Raw genomic sequence first — 22154 nt, forward strand, 5'->3', positions numbered from 1 at the left:
GCCGAGCTGATCGGCGGCGGAGCGGTCGGCGAACTCTACATATCGGCGGCGCGGTTGGGCGACGCGGGTGCGCTGCGGCTGGCCGGCGCGCTGGAGCGGGCGCCGTACGGACGTCTCACGCGGCTCTCCGTCGCCAGCAACGGCATCGGGGCCGATGCCGCCGCCCGGCTGGTGACGGCGGCGACCGCGGCCGGGGTGGCCCTGCTCGACCTCGGCCGGGTGCGCGCCGCCGCGATGCTCGGCGCGGCCGACAACCACATCGACCTCGCGGCGGCCACCGCCATCGCGGACACGCTGGCGGGCGCCGAACACCGGCTCACCCACCTCGTCCTCACCCACACCGGCATGCGCAGCCGTGAGGCCCACCGCCTCCTCGACACCGCGCCGCGTGCCACCACCGCGACCCGCTTCGTGCTGGGCGGCGGCATCGCCACCAGCGTGAAACGACGGCTGGCGGCGCTGAGCGCGCACGTCCCCGCCCCGGCCGTCCCGCCGGACGTCGCCGCCGTACGCAGTGTCCACCGCACGGCGCCCGCCGGGGCGGAGGAGGGCGGCTAGAGCTGCCGGGTGGCGGAGCGCGGCCCGCGCCGGGCGGGGGAGGAGCACTGCCGGTGCCTCCCGGGGCCGAGGAGCGCGGCCCGAGCCTGCCGGAAGCGAGGCGCACCGCTGGTGCCGTGCCTGCGGGGCGTCGGCCGCGCGGCAGGGCGGGCGCCGGGCGGCGCGGCGAGGATCGCCCGGGTGTCAGCGCCGCATGGCCGTGAACATCTCCGTCCAGAAGCGCTGTTGCTGCGCCGACGCGCCCACCAGATACGTCGCCCGCAGCTTCGGCGGCAGCAGGGGGAGCAGCCGCACCACCAGCGCCCGGTGCTTCTTCAGCTGGGACAGCTCCGCGTTGGCGAGGATCTGGTGGACGACGTCGCTGTCGTCGGTGCCCTCGTCGGAGTCCCGGGCCGCGCGCCGCAGCCGGGCCTCCCAGGCGTCCGCCTCGCGGGCGAGCTCGCGCAGCCCCGTCACCGGGCGCCCGCGCAGCCGGTCGACGAGCGCCGTCAGTGACACGGGCGCGTACTCGCCGTCGCCGAGGTAGACCGTCGCCATCTCCAGGTCGAGCCCGTGCCGGTGCAGCTTGATGAGCCGCTCCAGGGTGCGCTTGGTGATCCAGGCACGGCCCTCGTCGTCGATGTCGTTCTTCCACCAGTCCAGGACGGTCTCGGCGTCCGCGCCGTACCGCGCGAGCAGCCACTCGTTGGCCGGGATGTCCTGCGGCTCGACCGTCAGGGAGGCCGTGAACCGGCTGGCCTGCGCGATGTTGTTCCGCGCGACCAGGAGCTTGCGGCCCAGGTGGTACGGCGGATTCTGGACGGCGATCTGCGCGCGCAGGTTCTCGATCCGGCGCCCCGCGAGCGACCACTCCTGGGTGATCTCCATCAGCTTGGCGAACGCGGCCTTGTCCTTGGGCCGGTTGTACTCGTCCCAGACGATCGCCTTCGGCTCGGGACCCGTGAAGTTCGCCGCGAGCAGGTTGTCCAGGGTGCCGTCCGCCGACGGGACCGGGGCGCACAGGTCCTCGACGTTGGTCACCGGCAGCGAGAAGTACAGCGGCTCCCGGCCGAGGCCCTCGCGCACCGTCTCCCGTACGAGCTCGGTCTTTCCGCAGCCGGGCGGTCCCTGCAGCAGCACGGTCCAGCGATTGCGCAGGGCCGCCCTGACGACCTGGCGGACCGGGTCCGGGATCGTCGACGGATTGGACACACCGAGCTCCGCGGCGATCCGGTCCAGGATCTCCGCGGTGCGGTTCTGTCCGGGGCGGCCGTCGGGACGGGGCTCGACGAGGCGCAGCCGTTCCCCGCCCACCAGGGGCAGGGCCCAGCGCAGCGGGAATCCCTCCCGGGCGTTGGCCAGGACGTGGTCGAGGGTGCGCGGTGAGAGCAGCTCGCGCAGCGCGGGGGAGAGGGAGGCCCACAGCGAGAAGACCGGTGCCAGGTCCCATTCCCGGTACGTGGCCGACAGATGGCGGCGCCACGACGTGTCGTTCGCCGTGACGCGCAGGGTGACCATGCGGTCGAGGAGCGCGAGGTCGCCGCGCCGCGCCGAGGTCTCGGCCAGCGACTCGTTGTCGGTGAGGAAGACGCCGACGCAGCCCAGGGCGCGCAGATCGTGCTCGCCGAGCGTCCAGTCGCAGGCGATCTGCATCAGTTGGGACTGGACCGTGTCGCCCGCCTGCAACGAGTCGTCGATGAGCAGCACGAAGGGTGTGCCCGGCTTGAGCTGACTCATCACGAGCTGGCGCAGCACGAGTTCACCGGTGTGGGCGTCCCGTACCGGCGCGTTGACCAGCAGGTCGTCCGGGGTGAGGTTGGCCGCGGGCACGTACACCAGCGTGGCGTCGGGGTGGGCGCGCGCCACGTGCGAGAAGAACGTGGCCGTCTTGCCGATGCCGTGCTCGCCGAAGATCTGGCCCGTCTGCCCCATGGCGATCAGGGCGTCGATGAACGCCTCCAGACGGGAGGGCGCGGGTGCGCCGCGGTCGGTGCGGCCGGGGTCGGTTGCCGTGGTCATCGGTCCTGGTCCTGTGCTGAGGGGGGTCGGTACGACCCGGTGGTCACGCGGTGGCAGTCCATGGGCGGGCTGTGGGTCTCGGGCCAGTCGTTGCCGCCCTCGGTGATCAGCCAGATCCACTTGTCGGGCTCGGCCGGGGTGATCGGCGGCGCCCAGCCGTCGGTGAGCATCACCACGGCGTCCGGACGCGCCTCGCAGCGGCGGCCGTTCACCTCAGTGCGCCCCTCGACGTAGTCGGCGACGGCCCGGAAGTCGGTGCCGCCCCCGCCGAGGACGCGGCCGCCCGGCTCGAAGGGCATCACCTCGGCGTCGAAGGACAGCCAGTGCGCCTCGACCCCGTCGATCCGTCCCACGAGGCCGGTGAGCCAGTCGATCACCCGGTCAGGCATGGAGCCCGAGGTGTCGTACGCGATGACGAGCACCTTGTCCCGGACCGGCCCGCGCCGCGAGAGCATCGGCTCCTGGCCGAGCGCCGCGAGCAGCGCGCCCCGCTTCTTGGGGTACACGAGCCGCTCACCGTCGCGGAGTTTCGAACCGAGTACGTCGGCCAGCCAGCGCTGCCACCAGTCGACCGTCCGTGTGCGGACGGTCTCGCCGCGCAGGGCCGCGGCACCGAGCCGCCCCCAGATCCTCGCCGTCCGTTCCGAGGCGTCCTCCGTGCGGCCCATCAGGTCGAGCAGCTCGCGCTCGGCGCCCGGGTGCCCACGGCGGGCCGCGAGCAGAGCGTTGAGCAGCGCGGAGGACGAGACCTCGTCGACGGTCTCCTGATCCGCGGGCACCTCGGTCGTGAGACGGACGCACACCCGCCGGGCGGCCACCGGGGGGTGGCGCATCCGCTTGAGCTCGCCGTACACCGTCATGTCCGTCGCGGTGAACTCGTCGTAGCCGACCGGTTCCAGTCCCTGGGCGAGGAGGTCCTGCCGGTACGCCGCGTGGATCACGCGCGGATCGACGCCCGTGGGACGCCCGTCCAGCAGGGGCAGGGAATCCCGGCGCAGCCGCACCAGCGCCACGTGATTGATCGACACCTCGGTGGCCGTCTCGAAGACCGGGTCCGCGCGCAGCTCCGGGTCGGCGAACAGGTGCCGCTGCAACAGATGCCGCGCCTCGTGGAACAGCACGAACTTCACGCCGTCCAGGCCGAGTCGTACGAAGAAGTCCGGGTTGTAGAGCAGCAGGCAGGTGCCGTCGCCCGAGGCCACCACGGCCGCCGTGTCCACCGCGGTCGTGGCCAGTTGGTGGTGGCACTTCGCGTACAGCCAGGACGCCACCGCCGACTCCGTCAGACCGAAGTCCAGCAGCGCGGCCTCCTTGAGCCGCCGCGCCTGCTCGACCACCTCCGGGTACGTACCGGTACCGGCCGAGCGCCCTGCGGTCCGCCAGATCGACGACAGGACGCCGCCCCCGCTCCCCGTACGGCATGTCCCCACCCCCGTGTCCGACGCCGTGCCCGTTCTCCCCGTCACCTCCTTGGTACCAGGCCCCACCGACATCGGGCCAAGGCATTACGCTCGATGCCAAGGGCGGGGCCGTAGCGCAGAGGCAGGCGCAGCCGGTCTCCAAAACCAGATCACGCTGGTTCGAATCCAGCCGCCCCGCCCCCTCGCCCCGTCGCGCGGTTCAGGCGACGGCCCCCGCGGTCACGAGCAGTTCGGGAACCGTGCCGTAGTACGTGCCGACGAGCTGGGCGAGTACGGCCCAGGCGTCCTCGCGGTCGCCCAGATGGTCCCGCACCAGCGGCCGCAGTACGTCCTCGGCCTCCCGGACGCGGGCCGGGAACATCGTCCGGCCCAGTGACAGCACGCGCAGGACCCGGTCGGCGGGGCTCCACGTCGTCGCGTACCGCGCGGGACCGTCGACGACGCCCGACTGCCGGACCCGGTGGGTGAACTTCGCGTGCGAGCCGAACCGTTCGCGCAACGCGGGCGGACAGTCGGGGCGCACGGCCAGCGCCCAGCGCGCGTAACCGGGCAGCGCCCGCTCCAGGTCGGCCGCGGCGACCGCCTTCCAGCCGGGGTGTCCCACCACCATGGAGGCGGCCTTCCGCGCGGGGCCCATGGACCGCGAGGCCCGCAGCGCGCCGACGAGCCCGAACCGGCTGAAGTGCTCGGGCACCGGCGGTTCCGGCTCTCGGCGCAGTGACTTGGCCACCGGTACGGGCTGCCCGCGGCCGGGGCCGTGCGGTATCCCGCGCACGATCGCGCGGCGCATCGCGTCGTCCGCGGAGAGATGCCGCCACACCAGGGCGTTGAGTTCCGGATCGTCCTCCTCCAGAACCCACAGCAGCACGGAGGAGGGCACGGGCGTGCGCGTCCACCAGGAGTACACCGAGCGCCGGGCGTCCGCGGCCTCCTCGGACTCTCCCGATTCCCCGTCGGGCGGGGAGGGCCGCAGGCCGATCCGCCGCCGTACTCGCTCGGCCTCCCCGGCCTCGAGCAGACCCAACAGGAACCCGGCCGCCCGTTCCGACGTGGTGTTGTCATGCATGGCCGCATGATGCCGCAGCCGGGTGCCGGCCCGCACCGGAAAATCGGCCCACCGCGCGGCAGTCGGCGGGCACGGCCCCCGCGTGGACCGAGCTCCCCGGCGGCACGCCGGGAGCGTGCCGATTCCACGCGGTCACCCTCGGGGCGGCCTGAAGCACCGCGCCGCCACCCGGTGGCCGACGTGCGGGACGCGGCGCCGGCCACCGGGTGGCGGCGTGGGGGTGAGGCGACCGTCCGGGGCCGCCGGGCCCCGGTGGTGCGACGTGCGGTGGGTGTCAGCCGGCGGCGCGCGCGGCCATCCGCGCCTTGCGTGCCGCGAGCTTCTCGTCGAACTTCGAGGCCTCCGCGTCCAGGCCGCCCATGAAGAAGCCGAGCTCCTCCTGGGCCCGCAGACCCTCCGGGCCGAGGCCGTCCATCTCCAGGACCTTCAGGTGGCGCAGCACCGGCTGTAGCACGTCGTCGTGGTGGATGCGCATGTTGTACACCTCGCCGATGGCCATCTGGGCGGCGGCGCGCTCGAAGCCGGGCATGCCGTGTCCGGGCATCCGGAAGTTGACGACGACGTCGCGCACGGACTGCATGGTCAGGTCGGGGGCCAGCTCGAACGCGGCCTTGAGCAGGTTCCGGTAGAAGACCATGTGCAGGTTCTCGTCGGTCGCGATGCGCGCCAGCATCCGGTCACAGACCGGGTCGCCCGACTGGTGACCGGTGTTGCGGTGCGAGACGCGGGTCGCGAGCTCCTGGAAGGCGACGTACGCGACCGTGTGCAGCATCGAGTGGCGGTTGTCCGACTCGAAGCCCTCGTTCATGTGCTGCATACGGAACGCTTCCAGCTTGTCCGGGTCCACGGCGCGCGAGGCGAGCAGGTAGTCGCGCATCACGATGCCGTGCCGGCCCTCCTCCGCGGTCCAGCGGTGCACCCAGGTGCCCCAGGCGCCGTCACGGCCGAAGAGCGCGGCGATCTCGTGGTGGTAGCTCGGCAGGTTGTCCTCGGTGAGGAGGTTGACGACCAGCGCAATCCGGCCGATCTCCGTGACCTTCGACTGCTCCTTGCCCCAGGCCTCGCCGTCCTCGAACAGACCGGGGAAGTTGCGCGCGTCGCTCCACGGCACGTACTCGTGCGGCATCCAGTCCTTGGCCACCTTGAGGTGACGGTTGAGCTCGGTTTCGACCACTTCCTCCAACGCGTACAGCAGCCGAGCGTCGGTCCAGGCGGCGGACGGGCTGCCGAGGTGGGGAGAAGTAATCGTCACGGGTGCTCCAGGGGGGACGTGAAAGTACTGAGCGAGTTACTGCGTGAGTTACTGAGGGTGTTACTGGTGAGCCGTTGAAACGAATGACTGAACGTACGACTGAACGTACGACTGGGCGGGGACGAAACCTACGGCATCGTAGGCTACGTATCCGTAGGTTACGAAACCGTAGGTTAAGTTCGCTGTAAAGAGTGCCTGATCAGCGGGGTCTCCCAGGCGGTATCGCGTCTCTCGGGGCTCGCTCCGAAGCCTCGTCGACCACTCCTGCCTCACACGTCCCGGAGCCGAACGGGTGAGTCGTTCACTCGTTCAGGTGTACAACTCCCGGAGTCGTACCGAGAGACAGGTCACACAGCCCTCGAGCTTCTCGAACTCGCCGATGTCCACGACGACCGGCTCGTGGCCGAGCCCCGCGAGCAGCTCCGCGGTCTTCGGGGCGCTCGCCGCCATCAGCAGCTTCTCGCCGCCGAGCAGCACCACATGGGCCCCGGACTCCTCCGGCACCGGCAGGAAGCGCGGGAACAGCGACGGCGTGTCCACCAGCGGCTCATGGCCGATCACCGTCCCGTCGGGCAGCGCCGTGACCGCCGACTTCAGGTGCAGCACCGTGCTCACGGGTACGGGGACCACATGCGCCCCGAGCGGTTCGAGGGCCGCGCGCAGCTGCTGGACCCCGACCGCGTTGGTGCGTCCGCCGAGGCCCACGTACACCGTGTCGCCGACCTTGAGGACGTCACCGCCGTCCAGGGTGCCGGGCTCCCAGATCCAGTTCACCGAGCAGCCCAGCCGGGCCACGGCCTCCTCCACCCCGGCGGTCTCGCCGCGCCGGGACTCGGCGCCGGGGCGGCAGATCAGCGCGACGTTGCGGAAGACGACGACGGCGTCCTCCACGAACACCGAGTCGGGGCAGTCGTCGGCCGGATCCACCTCGACGGTGTCCCAGCCGTGCGTGCGCAGGGCCTGTGCGTACGCCTCCCACTGCTCCACCGCCAGGTCGACGTCCACCTTCTCGCGCTCGATGTGCGTCACGAGCCCCTCGGCGAGACGGGGGCTGGGCCTGCGGATGAGTGCTTTCTGGCTGGGCACGTGCGGTCTCCGAATCGGCAGGGTGCGTCGGCGCACATCATGCAGCGCCGTTCGCGCGCGCAACAGCCCCCGCCGGACGCGACGCGGTCCCGGCTCCGATGACAGGAGGCCGCCGGCCGGCCCCGGGAACCCCGGGACCGACGCCGGGCGGCCCCGCGTCCGGACCGACGTTAGCCAGCCCCACGGGTCCCCGCTATGCGGGATACCCGACAGCTTCCGGCGTGGTTTCTTTCAGTTCTCCTCCTTCCAGCACCAGCCAGCGTGTGATTCCGATCGACTCCAGGAACGGCACGTCGTGGCCGGCGACGATCAGCGCGCCCTCGTACGAGTCCAGGGCCGTGGTGAGCTGCCGGACGCTCGCCATGTCGAGGTTGTTCGTCGGCTCGTCGAGCATCAGGAGCTGCGGCGCGGGATCGGCCAGCATCAGCGCCGCCAGCGCCGCCCGGAAGCGTTCGCCGCCGGAGAGGGTCGCCGCCCGCTGATCGGCCCGCGCCCCCTTGAAGAGGAAGCGGGCGAGCCGCGCCCGGATCCGGTTGTTGGTGGCGTCCGGTGCGAAACGGGCCACGTTCTCGGCGACCGTCAGCTCGTCGTCGAGGACATCGAGCCGCTGGGGCAGGAAACGTGTCGGCACGTGGGTCCGGGCCTCGCCGGACACCGGGGCCAGTTCCCCGGCGATCGTCCGCAGCAGCGTGGTCTTGCCCGCGCCGTTGCGCCCGATCAGCGCGATCCGCTCGGGTCCGCGCAGATCGAACAGGCCGTCCACCCGCGCGCCGTACCTCAGCTCCAGCTTCTCCAGCGTGAGGACGGTACGGCCGGGCGGCACGGCCGTGTACGGCAGGTCGACGCGGATCTCGTCGTCGTCCCTGACCGCCTCCACCGCGTCGTCGAGCCGTCCCTTCGCCTCGGCGAGCCGCTCCTCGTGCATGATGCGGTGCTTGCCCGCGGATTCCTGGGCGGCCCGTTTGCGCGCCCCCATGACGATCTTCGGCTCGCGCTTCTGGTCGTTCATCTTCTGGCCGTACCGCTTGCGGCGGGCCAGCTTGACCTGCGCGTCGACCAGCTCGCGCTTCTGCTTGCGCAGATCGGCCTCGGCGACGCGCACCATGCGCTCCGCGGCCTCCTGCTCGTCGGCGAGCGCCTCCTCGTACGCGGAGAAGTTGCCCCCGAACCAGGTGACCTCGCCGGAGCGCAGATCGGCGATCTGGTCGACCAGGTCCAGCAGCTCACGGTCGTGGCTGACCACGACCATGACCCCGGACCACGCCTCGACGGCCGCGTACAGCCGGCGTCGCGCGTACAGGTCGAGGTTGTTGGTGGGTTCGTCCAGCAGCAGTACGTCGGGCCGGCGCAGCAGGAGCGAGGCCAGCCGGAGCAGCACCGACTCGCCGCCGGACACCTCGCCGATGGTGCGGTCCAGTCCGATGTGGCCGAGACCGAGCTCGCCGAGCGTCGCGAGCGCGCGCTCCTCGACGTCCCAGTCGTCGCCGACGGTCTCGAAGTGCTGCGCGGCCGCGTCGCCCGCCTCGATGGCGTGCAGCGCGGCGCGGGTGGCGGCGATACCGAGCACCTCGTCGACCCTGAGGCCGGTGTCGAGCGTGACGTTCTGCGGGAGGTACCCGACCTCGCCCGCGACACGCACCGTGCCGTCGGCCGGGGTGAGTTCTCCCGCGATGAGCTTCAACAGGGTCGTCTTTCCCGATCCGTTGACGCCGACGAGCCCGGTCCTGCCGGGGCCGAAGGCGATCCGCAGGTCGTCGAAGACGGTGGAGCCGTCCGGCCAGGCGAAGGAGAGGGAGGTACAGGTGATGGATACAGACATGGGGCCTCGCGGTTGCTTGAGGGGGTCAAGGGCAACGCGTGTGAGACACCGCGGGGCGGCGGACCGCAGAGAGAGGTGAGAGTCCCGTGACAGAAGGGCGGCTCATGCACCGAGGTCGCACGCCACGCACGCACCGGCCGGAAACGGCGGGTGGTGGGAAGCGGTGTCTTCCGACCTCAGTAGAGCAACGTCCTTCTCCGTTCGACGGCAACAGAACCGCTGTACACCGTAGGAACGGGTACTAGGCCTGTCAACGCATTAACGTGGCCGACCCCGTCCACGGCCCGTCCCCCGAAGGAGCCCCCGTGCCCAACGGCCCGCTGTCGCTGCCCGCCCGGCTCTACCTGCTGTCCTGGGACACCACGCGACTCAAGGTCACCGGCGAGACCCACCTCCACCATCTGGTCAGGGCCGGCGCGCTCACGGAACTGGCCCAGCGCGGACTGCTTGCCGACGTGGACGGCATCGCCACGCCGGTGGACGTCGACGTCCGCACGGGTGACCTCGCCCTCGACGGACTGCTGGAACTCGTGGAGGAGTCCCGGCCGCGGAAGTGGAAGACCTGGGTGACCCTCCGGGCACGCGTCACCCTCGACGCGGTCCGCGCGCAGCTCGCCGCCGAGGGATATCTGCGCGCGGGGAAGAAACGGATGCTGGGGCTCTTCCCGTCCGTCGACTACCGGCTGGAGCGGGTGGCGGCGGTGGACGCGCTGCGGGAGGAGGCGCGGGCGGTCCTGCGGGGGCCGCTGCCCGTCACGGAGGTCTCCGACCGCGACGCGGCCCTCGTCGCCCTCGCCGCCGCGGCCGAACTGCGCACCCTCGCACCGGGCAAGGACCGCAAGCTGTACAAGGAGCGCATCGAGGAGCTCACCGAGCGCAGCGGAGCGGCGGCCCCGGCGCTGAAGAAGGTCATCCAGGAAGTGCGTACGGCGATGATCGTGGCGGCCACCGCGGCCTCGACCGCGGGAGCGGCGTCGGGCGGCTGACCGGGCGGTGGTGCCGGCCCCTGGTGCCGCGGAACGGACGTGCGGCGTGCCGCGCCGCCGGGGCGCGTGGGGCGCGCGGGGCTCTCGTCGTCGGGGCCGTCGACCCGCGGACGCTCACATCGCTCGTGGTGTGTGCCCGGGCCCGCTCCGCCCCCGCGCTCACCGGCTCGGAGCACCGTCCGCCGGGGGGCCGGGCCGCGCCCGGCTCCGGAAACGCGCGTGCGTGGCGGCGCACCGGGTCAGCAGGTACCCCGCATGAGTTCCGCCAGGTCGTGGTCCAGGTCGACCTGGAGGTGTTCGTGCCCGACGGGCACCAGCTCGGTCGTGCGCCGCAGGAAGTGCCGCATCTCGCCCGAGCGCACATGCACCACGGCGGTGCCCTCGGGGGCGTGGAACTCCAGAACGGTGCGGTCGTAGCCGTACGGCCGCACCCGGACGTCGCCGTACCCCACGGCGTCCTCCATGCCGGAGGCGAGCAGTTCGCGCGCGAAAGTCCAGCACACCTCGACGCCCTCCAGCGTGGCCGGCGCCGGGAAGGTCATACGGACGGCGAAGGGGTCGCTCCGGTCGTAGTGAAGCGTTGCGGGAATGCTCGGCATCCGCGGCGCGGCGGCGACGAGACGGGCCTCTACGGGCTGCTCGATGACGGTGGACAACGCCTTGCTCCCTTGTGACGGCTGGACGAACTTCGGGCGGATGAGGCCAGGCATCTGAAGAGACGAAAGAACGAGCCGTTCAGTGCACCTGGGACCCGAGTGACATCTGTCACCGAGCCCTCCCACGCGGTCGCCCGCGGCGGACGTGATGATCCATTTCCAGTCCCCCGCGTGCCCGCGATACCGGAGAGGACACCAACCGGCGCCCCAGGGTTCCCGCCGAGGACATCTGGACGGAGCCGGGCGAGTGGGCTAGCTTCGCCCGCCATGAGGGGCTTGGGGAAGACGAGACGTACGAGCCGGGCGATCGCCGTGGGACTGTGCGCGGCCGCGTTCGCCGCCGCGCTGACGGCGGCGGCACCCGCGCAGGCGCACGGAACCGGGAAGGCCGCCCACTGGGAACTCAAGGACAGCGGTACGGACGCACGGTTCCGCGGACTGTCCGCCGTCAGCCGGAACACCGCCTGGGTGGCCGGATCGAAGGGCACCGTGCTGCGCACCACGGACGGCGGCGCGAACTGGCGCGACGTCTCGCCGCCCGGCGCGGCCGCACTGGAGTTCCGCGACATCGAGGCGTTCGACGCACGGCGCGCCGTGGCCCTGACCATCGGCGAGGGCGAGGCGTCCCGGGTCTTCCGCACCGACGACGGCGGCGCGACCTGGACCGAGTCCTTCCGCAACACCGATCCGAAGGCCTTCTACGACTGCCTCACCTTCTTCGACCGGCGCCACGGCCTGGCGATGAGCGACCCGGTGGACGGCAGGTTCCGCATCCTGTCCACGCACGACGGCGGGCGCTCCTGGAAGGTGCTGCCCGGTGACGGCATGCCCGCCGCGCAGGAGGGTGAGGCGGGGTTCGCGGCGAGCGGGCAGTGCCTGGTGAGCGCGGGGCCGCGAGACGTGTGGCTGGCGACCGGCGGAGGCGCGCACGCGCGCGTGCTGCACTCCGCCGACCGCGGACTGACCTGGAAGGCGGCCGACACACCGATCCCGGCCGGCGATCCGGCACGCGGTGTCTTCGCCCTCGCCTTCCGCGACCGGGCCCACGGCCTCGCGGTCGGCGGCGACTACCGCGCCGACCAGACGTCCCCGCGGGCGGCGGCCGTCAGCGGCGACGGCGGCCGCGCCTGGACCCCGGCCGGCCGCCCGCCGCCCGCCTACCGCTCCGGCGTCGCCTGGCTCCCGCACAGCCGTACCTCCGCCCTCGCGGTCGGCCCGACCGGCACCGACCTCACGACCGACGGCGGGCGCACCTGGCGGACCCTGGACACCGGCTCCTACGACACCGTGGCCTGCGCTCCCGACCTGGGCTGCTGGGCCGCCGGTGAGAAGGGCCGGGTCGCACGTCTGGAGCGCTGACCCGGGGCCGGGGCCGGGCGAGGAGCGGCGGCACCGGGCCGGAGGCGGGCGCGGCCCGGCCGGTCCGCCCGCCGGACGGCCCCGTAGGCTCGTCGGCACCATGAAGACCGTACGCGTTCCCGCGGGTTGGCCCGCGACGGAGGAGCAGGCCCGCGCCGCGCAGGACGAGCTGCGCGGGCGGGTGGTGCTCGACGAGCCGGGACCGCCGCCCGGCACCGGCACGGTGACGGGCGTCGACGTGGCCTACGACGACGAGCGGGACCTCGTCGTGGCCGCCGCCGTCGTGCTCGACGCCGCGTCCCTGCGCGTCGTCGCCGAGGCCACCGCCGTCGGACAGGTCTCCTTCCCGTACGTCCCCGGGCTGCTCGCCTTCCGTGAGATCCCGACGGTGCTGGCCGCGCTCGACACCCTGCCGTGCCCGCCGGGCCTCGTCGTCTGCGACGGATACGGTCTCGCCCACCCGCGCCGGTTCGGCCTCGCCAGCCACCTCGGCGTACTCACCGGGCTTCCCACGATCGGGGTCGCCAAGAACCCGTTCACCTTCGCGTACCAGGAACCCGGTGCCCCGCGCGGCAGCGCGTCCCCCCTGCTCGCCGGCGCGGACGAGGTGGGACGGGCGCTGCGCACCCGGGACGGCGTCAAACCGGTGTTCGTGTCCGTCGGCCACCGGGTGAGCCTGGACCACGCGTGCGCGCACACGCTGGCGCTCACCCCGAAGTACCGCCTCCCGGAGACCACCCGGCGGGCGGACTCCCTGTGCAGGCGGGCCCTTCAGGAGGCAACGCCTTGACCGGCTCCGCCCGTTGACCGCGTACGCGTTCTGAGTACTTGTACGGATGTGCCGGCACCCGGGTGACCGGCAGGCTGTGCCGTATGACGACGCACCGGTCCCCGAAGCCCGCCGCCCGCCGGGACGGCCCCGGCCCCGCACAGCCCGACGAGCGTGCCGTGACGGCCGCGCTGGTCCTCTCCGTCGTCGCCGGGGTCGGCTGGGTGGGCGGAATGATCTACACGGTGCTGGAGTGGCCGCTGTAGGCCCGGGAGTCCGCGACCCGGAAGGTGATCCCCGCCGCGCGGAGCCGTGCGATGAGCGCGTCGCCCATCGCCACCGCCGTCGTGACCTGACCGGCCGTTCGGGGCAGGTCGTCGAAGGCGAGCGACAGCGCGGACTCGGCGAACATCTTGGCGGTCTCGTCGTAGCCGGGGTCACCGCCCGCGACCTCGGTGAACACCCGCTGCCCGCCGCCCTCGCCGACGAACCGCACGGAGAACCAGCTCCTGGCCCGCCGTGCGGCGCTCGGCCCCTCGCCCGGCTTGATCCGGTCGGACAGCCACCGCCGCGCGGGCGGCAGTTGGGCGGCCGCGAACACCGCGCCGACGGCGGCGACCCCGCCCACCGCGATCGGCAGCCGCTGGACGGCCGCGTAGTGGCGGTAGCGGAAGTCGGGCCCGTACCGCTGGAGCGCCCGCGCCGAACGTTGCACGATCTGCGGGTCGATCGTGGGCAGCGGGAGGGCCCAGGCGCCGACCTCCTTGGCGTACCGGGGCGCGCTCACCGGCGCGGACACACGCCGTTCCATCAGCCGCGGTTCGTGCCGCCCGCGGTCCCGGGCCGCGGTCAGGATCTGGCGGCCGCGCGCGAACTGGGTGAGCGCGGAGGCGAACGTGCCGCCGGAGAACATCGCCTGGGTGCGCACGAATCCGTCGACCCTCAGCGGTACGCCCTCGGGCAGTTGGCGCACCGTGAAGTACGCGCCCAGGTCGTGCGGGACCGAGTCGAAGCCGCAGGCGTGCACGAGCCGGGCCCCGGTCTCCCGGGCGCGCGCGTCGTGCCGGACGTACATCAGGTCCACGAACTCGGGTTCACCGGTGAGGTCCAGATAGTCGGTGCCCGCGTCGGCGCAGGCGGCGACCAGTTCCTCGCCGTGCACGATGTACGGCCCGACCGTCGTGGCCACCACGCGTGCGCCCCGGGCCAGTTCACGCAGCGACGCCGGATCGGAGACGTCCGCCCGGATGACGTCGGGGGTACCGGGCAGCCGTTCGCGCAGCCGCTCCAGCTTCTTCCGGTCGCGCCCCGCGATCGCCCAGCGCAGCCCCTCGGGCGCGTGCGCGGCGAGGTACTCCGCGGTGAGCGCCCCGACGAAGCCCGTGGCTCCGAAGAGCACGATGTCGTACGCGCGATCCGTCTCTTTCGCCCTGCTCATGACACTCCCACTCTCGACCGCGCGCGAGCGGGCGGTGCCCCCGCTGCCGTGCGCGAAGCGCCGTTGTCGGTGGCTGAGGCTAGCGTGAGGTACGAACAGCCGGACGACGAGGTCGGGCGAAGAGGCCGGAGGTGACCGTGGCCGTGCCGGGGAGCGCCCTGAGACGGTGCGCGCGTGTGCGTGAGTCCGGCCGCCCGCTGCCGGGTGCCGCCCGGTCCGCCGACTCCGCCCGCATCGTGCCGAGTGCTGCCCCGGAGGCCCCCGTGCCGAGTGCCCCGGGCGCCCCCGTGCCCGGCGCGCTCGGATCCGGCCGGGCACGGATATCCCCCCGAGGCCCGGTGCCGAGGCCGTGGAGTGCGGAATCAGCTGATACGCCCGGGTCCGGCGCGTTTCGGCAGGGTACGGACGGGCCTCTCCGCGATCCCCTCCCGGGGATTTAACTAAGCGCTTGCTCGCCAGGGCTTGCCCGGCGTGGAACACGTTCTTAACATCTCTGATGTCACATCAGTGGTGTCACAGTGCTGGGGGCTTGATGGCAGTGGCAGGGACGACGGCGCACGGCCCGCTGGCCGGGGTGCGCGTGGTCGAGTTGGCGGGCATCGGTCCCGGCCCGTTCGCCGCCATGCTCCTCGCCGACCTCGGCGCGGACGTCGTCCGCGTGGACCGGCCCGGCGGACCGGGGCTCGGGATCGATCCGGAGTACGACGTCACCAACCGCAACAAGCGGTCCGTCGTGATCGACCTGAAGTCCGAGGACGGCCCGGCCCGCGTCCTCGACCTGGTCGAACGCGCGGACGTCCTCGTCGAGGGTTTCCGTCCCGGCGTGGCCGAGCGCCTCGGCGTGGGCCCCGGGGCCTGTCACGCGCGCAACCCCCGCCTCGTCTACGGACGCATGACCGGCTGGGGCCAGCAGGGCCCGCTCGCCCAGCGCGCCGGGCACGACATCGCGTACATCGCCCCGACCGGCGTCCTCGGCATGATCGGCAGGCCGGACGAACCCCCCGCGGTCCCGGCGAACCTCGTCGGGGACTACGCGGGCGGCTCGCTCTACCTCGTCGTCGGTGTCCTCGCCGCGCTCCACCACGCCCGCGCGACCGGCGCCGGACAGGTCGTGGACGCGGCGATCGTGGACGGCACCGCACACCTCTCCTCGATGATCCACGGCATGGTCGCCGCCGGCGGCTGGCAGGACCGGCGCGGCGCCAACCTCCTGGACGGCGGCTGCCCGTACTACGGGACGTACGAGACCTCCGACGGGAAGTACATGGCGGTGGGCGCCCTCGAAGCCCGGTTCTACGACGAGTTCGTGCGGCTGCTCGGCATCGAGGAGCACGCGGGCGCCCGCACGGACGTGGCCCGTTGGGACGCGCTGCGCGCCACGGTCGCCGCGCGCTTCAGAACCCGTACCAGGCAGGAGTGGACCGCTGTCTTCGACGGCTCCGACGCGTGCGTGGCCCCCGTCCTGTCGCTGGGCGAAGCTCCCGCGCACCCCCATCTCGCCGCCCGCGGCACCTTCACCGACCACGGTGGCATCACCCAGCCCGCCCCCGCGCCCCGCTTCTCCGTGACCCGCACGTCCGTCCGCTCCGGCCCCGCCCTGCCCGGCACGGGCGCGGCCGACGTGGCCCGCGACTGGGGCCTACCCCACCTGGCCGAGGCCGAGGCCGAGCGGACGAAGGACGGCGGCTGATGCGGCTCTCCTTCCCGACCGGCCACGCGCGCGAGGCCCGGCAGGCCCTCGCCGCGGCCGCCGGCCCGAAGAAGGAGGCGGAGGCCGCCGTCCCGGACGCGTGCCGCGAGCCGATCTCGCCGTGCGGGCCCGAAGGCCACGTACGCGAGCGTGTCGAGGCCTTCCGGGGGGCCGCGGCCGACATGCTCGACGTCATCCCGGTCGGGGTCCGGTACCGGGCCGGCCGGCCGAGACCGTCAAGAGCCGGCTCCAGGAGGGGACACGCATGAAGCGGCAGATCTTCGGTACCGAGCACGACGCGTTCCGCGCGACCGTGCGCACCTTCCTCGCCAAGGAGGTGACGCCGTACTACGACCAGTGGGAGAAGGACGGCATCGTCTCGCGCGAGGCCTGGCGGGCGGCCGGGACACAGGGGCTGCTCGGACTCGCCGTACCGGAGGAGTACGGAGGCGGCGGCAACGCCGACTTCCGCTACAGCGCCGTACTCGCCGAGGAGTTCACGCACGCGGGAGCCGCGGGTCTCGCCCTCGGCCTGCACAACGACATCATCGGGCCGTATCTGACCGGTCTGGGCACCGAGGAGCAGCGGCGGCGCTGGCTGCCCGGCTTCTGCGACGGCTCGCTGATCACCGCGATCGCGATGACCGAGCCCGGCGCGGGATCCGACCTCCAGGGCATCAGGACACACGCCGAGGACCGGGGCGACCACTGGCTGCTCAACGGCTCCAAGACCTTCATCTCCAACGGGATCCTGGCCGACCTCGTGATCGTCGTCGCCCGGACGACCCCCGAAGGCGGTGCCCACGGCCTGTCTCTGCTGGTGGTCGAGCGCGGCATGGAAGGCTTCGAGCGTGGCCGCAACCTCGACAAGATCGGACAGAAGGCCCAGGACACGGCCGAACTGTTCTTCCACGACGTCCGCGTCCCCAAGGAGAACCTGCTCGGCGAGCTCAACGGAGCCTTCGTGCACCTCATGACGAACCTCGCCCAGGAGCGCATGGGCATCGCCGTCGCCGGGATCGCCGCCGCCGAACACCTGCTGGACATCACCACGCGGTACGTCAAGGAGCGCGAGGCCTTCGGGCGGCCGCTGTCCAAGCTCCAGCACATCCGCTTCGAGATAGCCGAGATGGCGACCGAGTGCGCCGTCACCCGGACGTTCCTCGACCGCTGCATCGTCGACCACTCGAACGGGGAACTCGACGCCGTGCACGCCTCGATGGCCAAGTGGTGGGCCACCGAACTGCAGAAGCGTGTCGCCGACCGCTGCCTGCAACTGCACGGCGGCTACGGCTACATGACGGAGTACCGCGTCGCGCGGGCCTTCACCGACGGCCGCATCCAGACCATCTACGGCGGGACCACCGAGATCATGAAGGAGATCATCGGACGCTCCCTGCTCGGCTGACCCTCCGCACCCTCCCCGAAAGGCTCACCGTGACCACCGAAGCGTACGTGTACGACGCGATCCGCACCCCGCGCGGCCGCGGCAAGGCGAACGGCGCCCTGCACGGCACCAAGCCCATCGACCTGGTCGTCGGGCTCATCCACGAGATCCAGCGCCGCCTCCCGGGCCTCGACCCGGCCGCGATCGACGACATCGTGCTCGGCGTCGTGGGCCCCGTCGGCGACCAGGGCTCCGACATCGCCCGTATCTCCGCGATCGCCGCCGGACTGCCCGACACGGTCGCCGGCGTCCAGGAGAACCGCTTCTGCGCCTCGGGCCTGGAAGCCGTCAACCTGGCCGCGATGAAGGTCCGCTCCGGCTGGGAGGACCTGGTGCTCGCGGGCGGCGTCGAGTCGATGTCGCGGGTGCCGATGGCCTCGGACGGCGGCGCCTGGTTCGCCGACCCGATGACCAACATCGCCACCAACTTCGCGCCCCAGGGCATCGGCGCCGACCTCATCGCCACCATCGAGGGCTTCTCGCGGCGGGACGTCGACGAGTACGCGGCCCTGTCCCAGGAGCGTGCCGCCGCCGCCTGGAAGGACGGCCGCTTCGAGAAGTCCGTCGTCCCCGTCAAGGACCGCAGCGGGCTCGTCGTCCTCGACCACGACGAGCACATGCGCCCCGGCACCACCGCCGACTCGCTCGGCAAGCTGAAGGCCTCGTTCGCGGACATCGGCGAGCTCGGCGGCTTCGACGCCGTGGCCCTGCAGAAGTACCACTGGGTCGAGCGGATCGACCACGTCCACCACGCGGGCAACTCCTCCGGCATCGTCGACGGCGCCTCCCTGGTCGCCATCGGCTCGAAGGAGGTCGGCGAGCGTCACGGCCTCACCCCGCGCGCCCGGATCGTCGCCGCGGCCGTCTCCGGCTCCGAGCCCACCATCATGCTCACCGGCCCCGCGCCCGCCACCCGCAAGGCGCTCGCCAAGGCCGGGCTGAGCATCGACGACATCGACCTCGTCGAGATCAACGAGGCCTTCGCCGCGGTCGTCCTGCGCTTCGTGAAGGACATGGGCCTCTCCCTGGACAAGGTGAACGTCAACGGCGGAGCGATCGCGCTCGGCCACCCGCTCGGCGCCACCGGCGCGATGATCCTCGGCAGCCTCGTCGACGAACTGGAACGCCAGGACAAGCGCTACGGCCTCGCCACCCTGTGCGTGGGCGGCGGCATGGGCATCGCCACCATCGTCGAGCGCGTCTGACCTTTCCCACGGATCAACGGACCCACGCATCTAACGGAGCACCCCTGATGAGCACTGAGCCCACCACCATCCGCTGGGAACAGGACGAGACCGGCGTCGTCACCCTCGTCCTCGACGACCCCAACCAGTCCGCCAACACGATGAACCAGGCCTTCAAGGACTCGATCGCGGCCGTCGCCGAGCGCGCCGAGGCCGAGAAGGACTCCATCCGCGGCATCATCTACACCTCCGCCAAGAAGACCTTCTTCGCGGGCGGCGACCTCAAGGACATGATCCAGGCAGGCCCGGACAACGCCCAGCAGGTCTTCGACACCGGTACGGCCATCAAATCCTCGCTGCGCCGCATCGAGACCCTGGGCAAGCCGGTGGTCGCCGCCGTCAACGGCGCGGCCCTCGGCGGAGGTTACGAGATCGCCCTCGCCTCCCACCACCGCGTCGCCTTGGACGCCCCCGGCTCCAAGATCGGCCTGCCCGAGGTCACCCTCGGCCTGCTGCCCGCGGGCGGCGGCGTCACCCGCACCGTTCGCCTCATGGGCATCACCGACGCCCTCCTCAAGGTGCTGCTCCAGGGCACCCAGTACTCCCCGCGGCGCGCCCTGGAGAACGGACTGGTCCACGAAGTGGCCGCCACCTCCGAGGAGATGCTCGCCAAGGCACGCGCGTTCATCGACGCCAACCCGGAGTCACAGCAGCCCTGGGACAAGCCGGGCTACAAGATCCCCGGCGGTACGCCGTCGAACCCGAAGTTCGCCGCCAACCTCCCCGCGTTCCCGGCCAACCTGCGCAAGCAGCTGGGCGGCGCCCCGTACCCGGCTCCGCGCAACATCATGGCGGCCGCCGTGGAGGGCTCCCAGGTCGACTTCGAGACCGCCCTCGTCATCGAGGCGCGGTACTTCACCGAGCTGGTCACCGGACAGACCTCGAAGAACATGATCCAGGCGTTCTTCTTCGACCTCCAGGCCGTCAACTCCGGCGCCAACCGGCCCCAGGGCATCGAGCCGCGTCCGGTCCGCAGGGTCGCCGTCCTGGGCGCCGGGATGATGGGTGCGGGCATCGCCTACTCCTGCGCCCGGGCGGGTATCGACGTCGTCCTCAAGGACGTGTCCGCGGAAGCGGCGGCCAAGGGCCGTGCCTACTCCGAGAAGCTCTGCGCCAAGGCCGTGTCCCGGGGCCGTACGACCCAGGAGCAGGCCGACGAGCTCCTCGCCCGCATCACCGCCACCGCCGACCCGAACGACCTGGCCGGCTGCGACGCCGTGATCGAGGCGGTCTTCGAGGACACCGCGCTCAAGCACAAGGTGTTCCAGGAGATCCAGAACATCGTCGAGCCCGACGCGCTGCTCTGCTCCAACACCTCGACCCTGCCGATCACCGTGCTCGCCGAGGGTGTGGAGCGGCAGGACGACTTCATCGGACTGCACTTCTTCTCGCCCGTCGACAAGATGCCGCTGGTCGAGATCATCAAGGGCGAGCGGACCGGGGACGAGGCACTGGCCCGCGCCTTCGACCTGGTGCGCCGGATCAAGAAGACCCCGATCGTCGTCAACGACTCGCGCGGCTTCTTCACCTCCCGTGTCATCGGGCACTTCATCAACGAGGGCGTCGCGATGGTCGGCGAGGGCATCGAGCCCGCCTCCGTCGAGCAGGCCGCCGCCCAGGCGGGCTACCCCGCCAAGGTCCTGTCCCTGATGGACGAGCTGACGCTCACCCTGCCGCGCAAGATCCGCAAGGAGTCGAAGCAGGCCGTCGAGGAGGCGGGCGGCACCTGGCAGACGCACCCCGCGGAGGCGGTCATCGACCGCATGGTCGACGAGTTCGGCCGCCCCGGCCGCAGCGGCGGCGGCGGCTTCTACGAGTACGGCGAGGACGGCCGGCGCGGCAGGCTGTGGCCGGGACTGCGCGAGCACTACACCAAGCCCGGGTACGAGATCCCGTTCCGCGACATGCAGGAGCGCATGCTCTTCTCCGAGGCGCTGGACACCGTCCGGCTTGTGGAGGAGGGCGTGCTGACCTCCGTCGCGGACGCCAACATCGGGTCCATCTTCGGCATCGGTTTCCCGGGCTGGACGGGCGGCGTCCTGCAGTACATCAACGGCTACGAGGGAGGACTGCCCGGATTCGTGGCCCGCGCGCGGGAACTCGCCGAGCGCTACGGGGAGCGGTTCAACCCGCCCGCGCTGCTCGTCGACAAGGCGGCGAAGGGCGAGCGGTTCAGCGACAGGAAGAGCGCGGCGTCACCCGCCGGAAAGTGACCCGCCACTGAGCGGTACGCCGCTCCCGCTCCCCGGGGCGGGGCCCGGACGCCGACCGGCGGACCGGCTCCCGCCCCCAGGAGCGCTCACGTGGTGGCGCGGTCCGGCGCACGTGTGAACCATGGGACCTGTCGTCCCGGCCGACCCGTGCGCCTCGATCGGCCTGTCGTCCCGGCCGACCCGTGCGCCTCGATCGGCCTGTCGTCCCGGCCGACCCGTGCGCCTCGATCGGCCTGTCGTCCCGGCCGACCCGTGCGCCTCGATCGGCCTGTCGTCCCGGCCGGCTCAGGACTCCTCCTCCAGCCACTCCCGCAGCTCCCGCTTGAGGGAGCGCTGGAACGTGGTCAGCAGCGCCTGCACCACCAGCGGCTGCATGTGCGCCGACAGCGATCGCACCGCCGCCGCGGACTCGTGCCGGCCCACCGCCTCCCGCAGCAGCGTGGACAGTTCGTGCGCCACGGCACGCGAGTGCTCCAGCAGGACACCCTGCGCCGCGAGAATCGTCCCGTGTGCCAGCGGTACGTCGAGGAGCTGGACGCCGAGCCCCAGCAGCCCGGGGTCGACCCGGAAGGAGTCCCCGGCCCGCTCGACGACGTTCATCGCGACGAGCCGCTCCAGATGCTCCTCCTCCAGCGGCCGGCCCGCCCGCCGCTCCAGCTCCTCGCGCGTCACGTCCTCCGCCGCGTCCGGTGCCCAGGAGGCCACCACCGCACGGTGGAGAGCGAGATCGCGGGCGCTCAGGTCGGACGGCAGCTGCCGCAGATGACGCTCGATCGCGGCCAGGGTCATGCCCTGGCGCTGCAACTCCTCGATGAGCGCGAGCCGGGCCAGGTGCTCCTGGCTGTAGTGCCCCACCCGGCGGGGGCCGATCACGGGCGGCGGCAGCAGACCCCTGGTGCTGTAGAAGCGGACCGTACGGACCGTGACGCCCGCGCGCGCGGCCAGCTCGTCGACCGTGAGCGCCGGCCCCTCGGTGTCCGTCGTCATGGCAGGTCCTCGCCCCTTCGGTGGTACAGCGATCAGGTGCAACAGTATTGCTGTCTCACCGGTGTTGTGAAAGCGTCCGGAGCGGTTCCCGCCCGACACGCTCCGTGGAACCACCGGCACGCTCCGTACGTTCATCCGTCAGCCCGGCACGACGGCCGGGACGCG

Annotated in this window: 18 protein-coding genes, 1 tRNA gene and 1 pseudogene; 11 read left to right on the forward strand and 9 right to left on the reverse strand. The window is 72.3% G+C overall.

Annotation, left to right across the window (positions count from 1 at the left end; genetic code table 11):
* The first annotated feature begins 54 nt into the window (after positions 1 to 54).
* Entirely contained in the window at positions 55 to 558 is a 504-nt protein-coding gene (locus HEP85_RS32910) for a hypothetical protein (protein ID WP_369657941.1), read from the forward strand.
* 183 nt (positions 559 to 741) lie between these two features.
* Here the strand turns inward: HEP85_RS32910 and HEP85_RS32915 are convergent, their stop codons facing one another.
* Positions 742 to 2556 (reverse strand): AAA family ATPase, encoded by a 1815-nt coding sequence (locus HEP85_RS32915; RefSeq protein ID WP_168531126.1) that lies wholly within the window; start codon positions 2554 to 2556, stop codon positions 742 to 744.
* A pseudogene (locus tag HEP85_RS32920) lies at positions 2553 to 3978 on the reverse strand (hypothetical protein). Before HEP85_RS32920 ends, HEP85_RS32915 begins: the two are co-directional and overlap by 4 nt.
* Positions 3979 to 4079: 101 nt before the next feature.
* On the opposite strand from HEP85_RS32920, the gene HEP85_RS32925 reads away from it, so the two are divergent.
* A tRNA-Trp gene (locus HEP85_RS32925) sits at positions 4080 to 4156 on the forward strand.
* 20 nt (positions 4157 to 4176) lie between these two features.
* Here the strand turns inward: HEP85_RS32925 and HEP85_RS32930 are convergent.
* The 4 genes from HEP85_RS32930 to HEP85_RS32945 form a co-directional block, all read right to left on the reverse strand.
* Positions 4177 to 5043, reverse strand: a complete 867-nt coding sequence (locus HEP85_RS32930; protein WP_168531128.1) for a hypothetical protein — start codon at positions 5041 to 5043, stop codon at positions 4177 to 4179.
* A gap of 274 nt (positions 5044 to 5317) precedes the next feature.
* Positions 5318 to 6295 (reverse strand): acyl-ACP desaturase, encoded by a 978-nt coding sequence (locus tag HEP85_RS32935; protein ID WP_168531130.1) that lies wholly within the window; start codon positions 6293 to 6295, stop codon positions 5318 to 5320.
* 309 nt (positions 6296 to 6604) lie between these two features.
* Positions 6605 to 7381, reverse strand: coding sequence for a dimethylargininase (ddaH, locus tag HEP85_RS32940; protein WP_168531132.1), 777 nt, complete (start codon positions 7379 to 7381; stop codon positions 6605 to 6607).
* A gap of 193 nt (positions 7382 to 7574) precedes the next feature.
* Positions 7575 to 9200 (reverse strand): ABC-F family ATP-binding cassette domain-containing protein, encoded by a 1626-nt coding sequence (locus HEP85_RS32945; RefSeq protein ID WP_168531134.1) that lies wholly within the window; start codon positions 9198 to 9200, stop codon positions 7575 to 7577.
* Between the two features lie 305 nt (positions 9201 to 9505).
* On the opposite strand from HEP85_RS32945, the gene HEP85_RS32950 reads away from it, so the two are divergent.
* Positions 9506 to 10186, forward strand: a complete 681-nt coding sequence (locus tag HEP85_RS32950) for a GPP34 family phosphoprotein (protein ID WP_168531136.1) — start codon at positions 9506 to 9508, stop codon at positions 10184 to 10186.
* A 239-nt stretch (positions 10187 to 10425) separates the two neighbouring features.
* On the opposite strand, the gene HEP85_RS32955 is transcribed toward HEP85_RS32950, so the two are convergent.
* The gene (locus HEP85_RS32955) at positions 10426 to 10842 is read right to left on the reverse strand and encodes an SsgA family sporulation/cell division regulator (protein ID WP_168534255.1); all 417 of its coding nucleotides are present in this window, start codon (positions 10840 to 10842) and stop codon (positions 10426 to 10428) included.
* 267 nt (positions 10843 to 11109) lie between these two features.
* Between HEP85_RS32955 and HEP85_RS32960 the strand changes: the two genes are divergently transcribed.
* From HEP85_RS32960 to mmpA, 3 genes are all read left to right on the forward strand, one after another.
* Positions 11110 to 12201, forward strand: a complete 1092-nt coding sequence (locus HEP85_RS32960) for a WD40/YVTN/BNR-like repeat-containing protein (RefSeq protein ID WP_369657942.1) — start codon at positions 11110 to 11112, stop codon at positions 12199 to 12201.
* A 100-nt stretch (positions 12202 to 12301) separates the two neighbouring features.
* The gene (locus HEP85_RS32965) at positions 12302 to 12991 is read left to right on the forward strand and encodes an endonuclease V (RefSeq protein ID WP_168531137.1); all 690 of its coding nucleotides are present in this window, start codon (positions 12302 to 12304) and stop codon (positions 12989 to 12991) included.
* An 83-nt stretch (positions 12992 to 13074) separates the two neighbouring features.
* The gene (mmpA, locus tag HEP85_RS32970; RefSeq protein ID WP_248002158.1) at positions 13075 to 13236 is read left to right on the forward strand and encodes a morphogenic membrane protein MmpA; all 162 of its coding nucleotides are present in this window, start codon (positions 13075 to 13077) and stop codon (positions 13234 to 13236) included.
* On the opposite strand, the gene HEP85_RS32975 is transcribed toward mmpA, so the two are convergent.
* Positions 13209 to 14408: a trans-acting enoyl reductase family protein gene (locus HEP85_RS32975; RefSeq protein ID WP_168531141.1), complete on the reverse strand. Its 1200-nt coding sequence runs from the start codon at positions 14406 to 14408 to the stop codon at positions 13209 to 13211. The two genes, mmpA and HEP85_RS32975, sit on opposite strands and share 28 nt — an antisense overlap.
* 532 nt (positions 14409 to 14940) lie before the next feature.
* Between HEP85_RS32975 and HEP85_RS32980 the strand changes: the two genes are divergently transcribed.
* The 5 genes from HEP85_RS32980 to HEP85_RS33000 are packed head-to-tail and all read left to right on the forward strand — an operon-like array spanning position 14941 to position 21002.
* Positions 14941 to 16098 (forward strand): CaiB/BaiF CoA-transferase family protein, encoded by a 1158-nt coding sequence (locus HEP85_RS32980; RefSeq protein WP_168531143.1) that lies wholly within the window; start codon positions 14941 to 14943, stop codon positions 16096 to 16098.
* A complete protein-coding gene (locus HEP85_RS32985; RefSeq protein ID WP_329291810.1) occupies positions 16098 to 16367 on the forward strand; it encodes a hypothetical protein in 270 nt (89 codons plus the stop codon). Before HEP85_RS32980 ends, HEP85_RS32985 begins: the two co-directional genes overlap by 1 nt.
* Entirely contained in the window at positions 16364 to 17506 is a 1143-nt protein-coding gene (locus tag HEP85_RS32990) for an acyl-CoA dehydrogenase family protein (RefSeq protein ID WP_168531145.1), read from the forward strand. Before HEP85_RS32985 ends, HEP85_RS32990 begins: the two co-directional genes overlap by 4 nt.
* 29 nt (positions 17507 to 17535) lie before the next feature.
* Positions 17536 to 18750 carry an acetyl-CoA C-acetyltransferase gene (locus tag HEP85_RS32995; protein WP_168531147.1) on the forward strand — a complete coding sequence of 405 codons (1215 nt, stop codon included), beginning with the start codon at positions 17536 to 17538 and terminating at the stop codon, positions 18748 to 18750.
* A gap of 47 nt (positions 18751 to 18797) precedes the next feature.
* Entirely contained in the window at positions 18798 to 21002 is a 2205-nt protein-coding gene (locus HEP85_RS33000) for a 3-hydroxyacyl-CoA dehydrogenase NAD-binding domain-containing protein (RefSeq protein WP_168531149.1), read from the forward strand.
* A 285-nt stretch (positions 21003 to 21287) separates the two neighbouring features.
* Here the strand turns inward: HEP85_RS33000 and HEP85_RS33005 are convergent, their stop codons facing one another.
* On the reverse strand, positions 21288 to 21989 hold the full coding sequence (locus tag HEP85_RS33005) for a MerR family transcriptional regulator (protein WP_168531151.1): 702 nt from the start codon (positions 21987 to 21989) through the stop codon (positions 21288 to 21290).
* Positions 21990 to 22154 lie beyond the last annotated feature (165 nt).

The sequence above is a fragment of the Streptomyces sp. RPA4-2 genome (genome assembly GCF_012273515.2).
Lineage (GTDB): Bacteria > Actinomycetota > Actinomycetes > Streptomycetales > Streptomycetaceae > Streptomyces > Streptomyces kaempferi.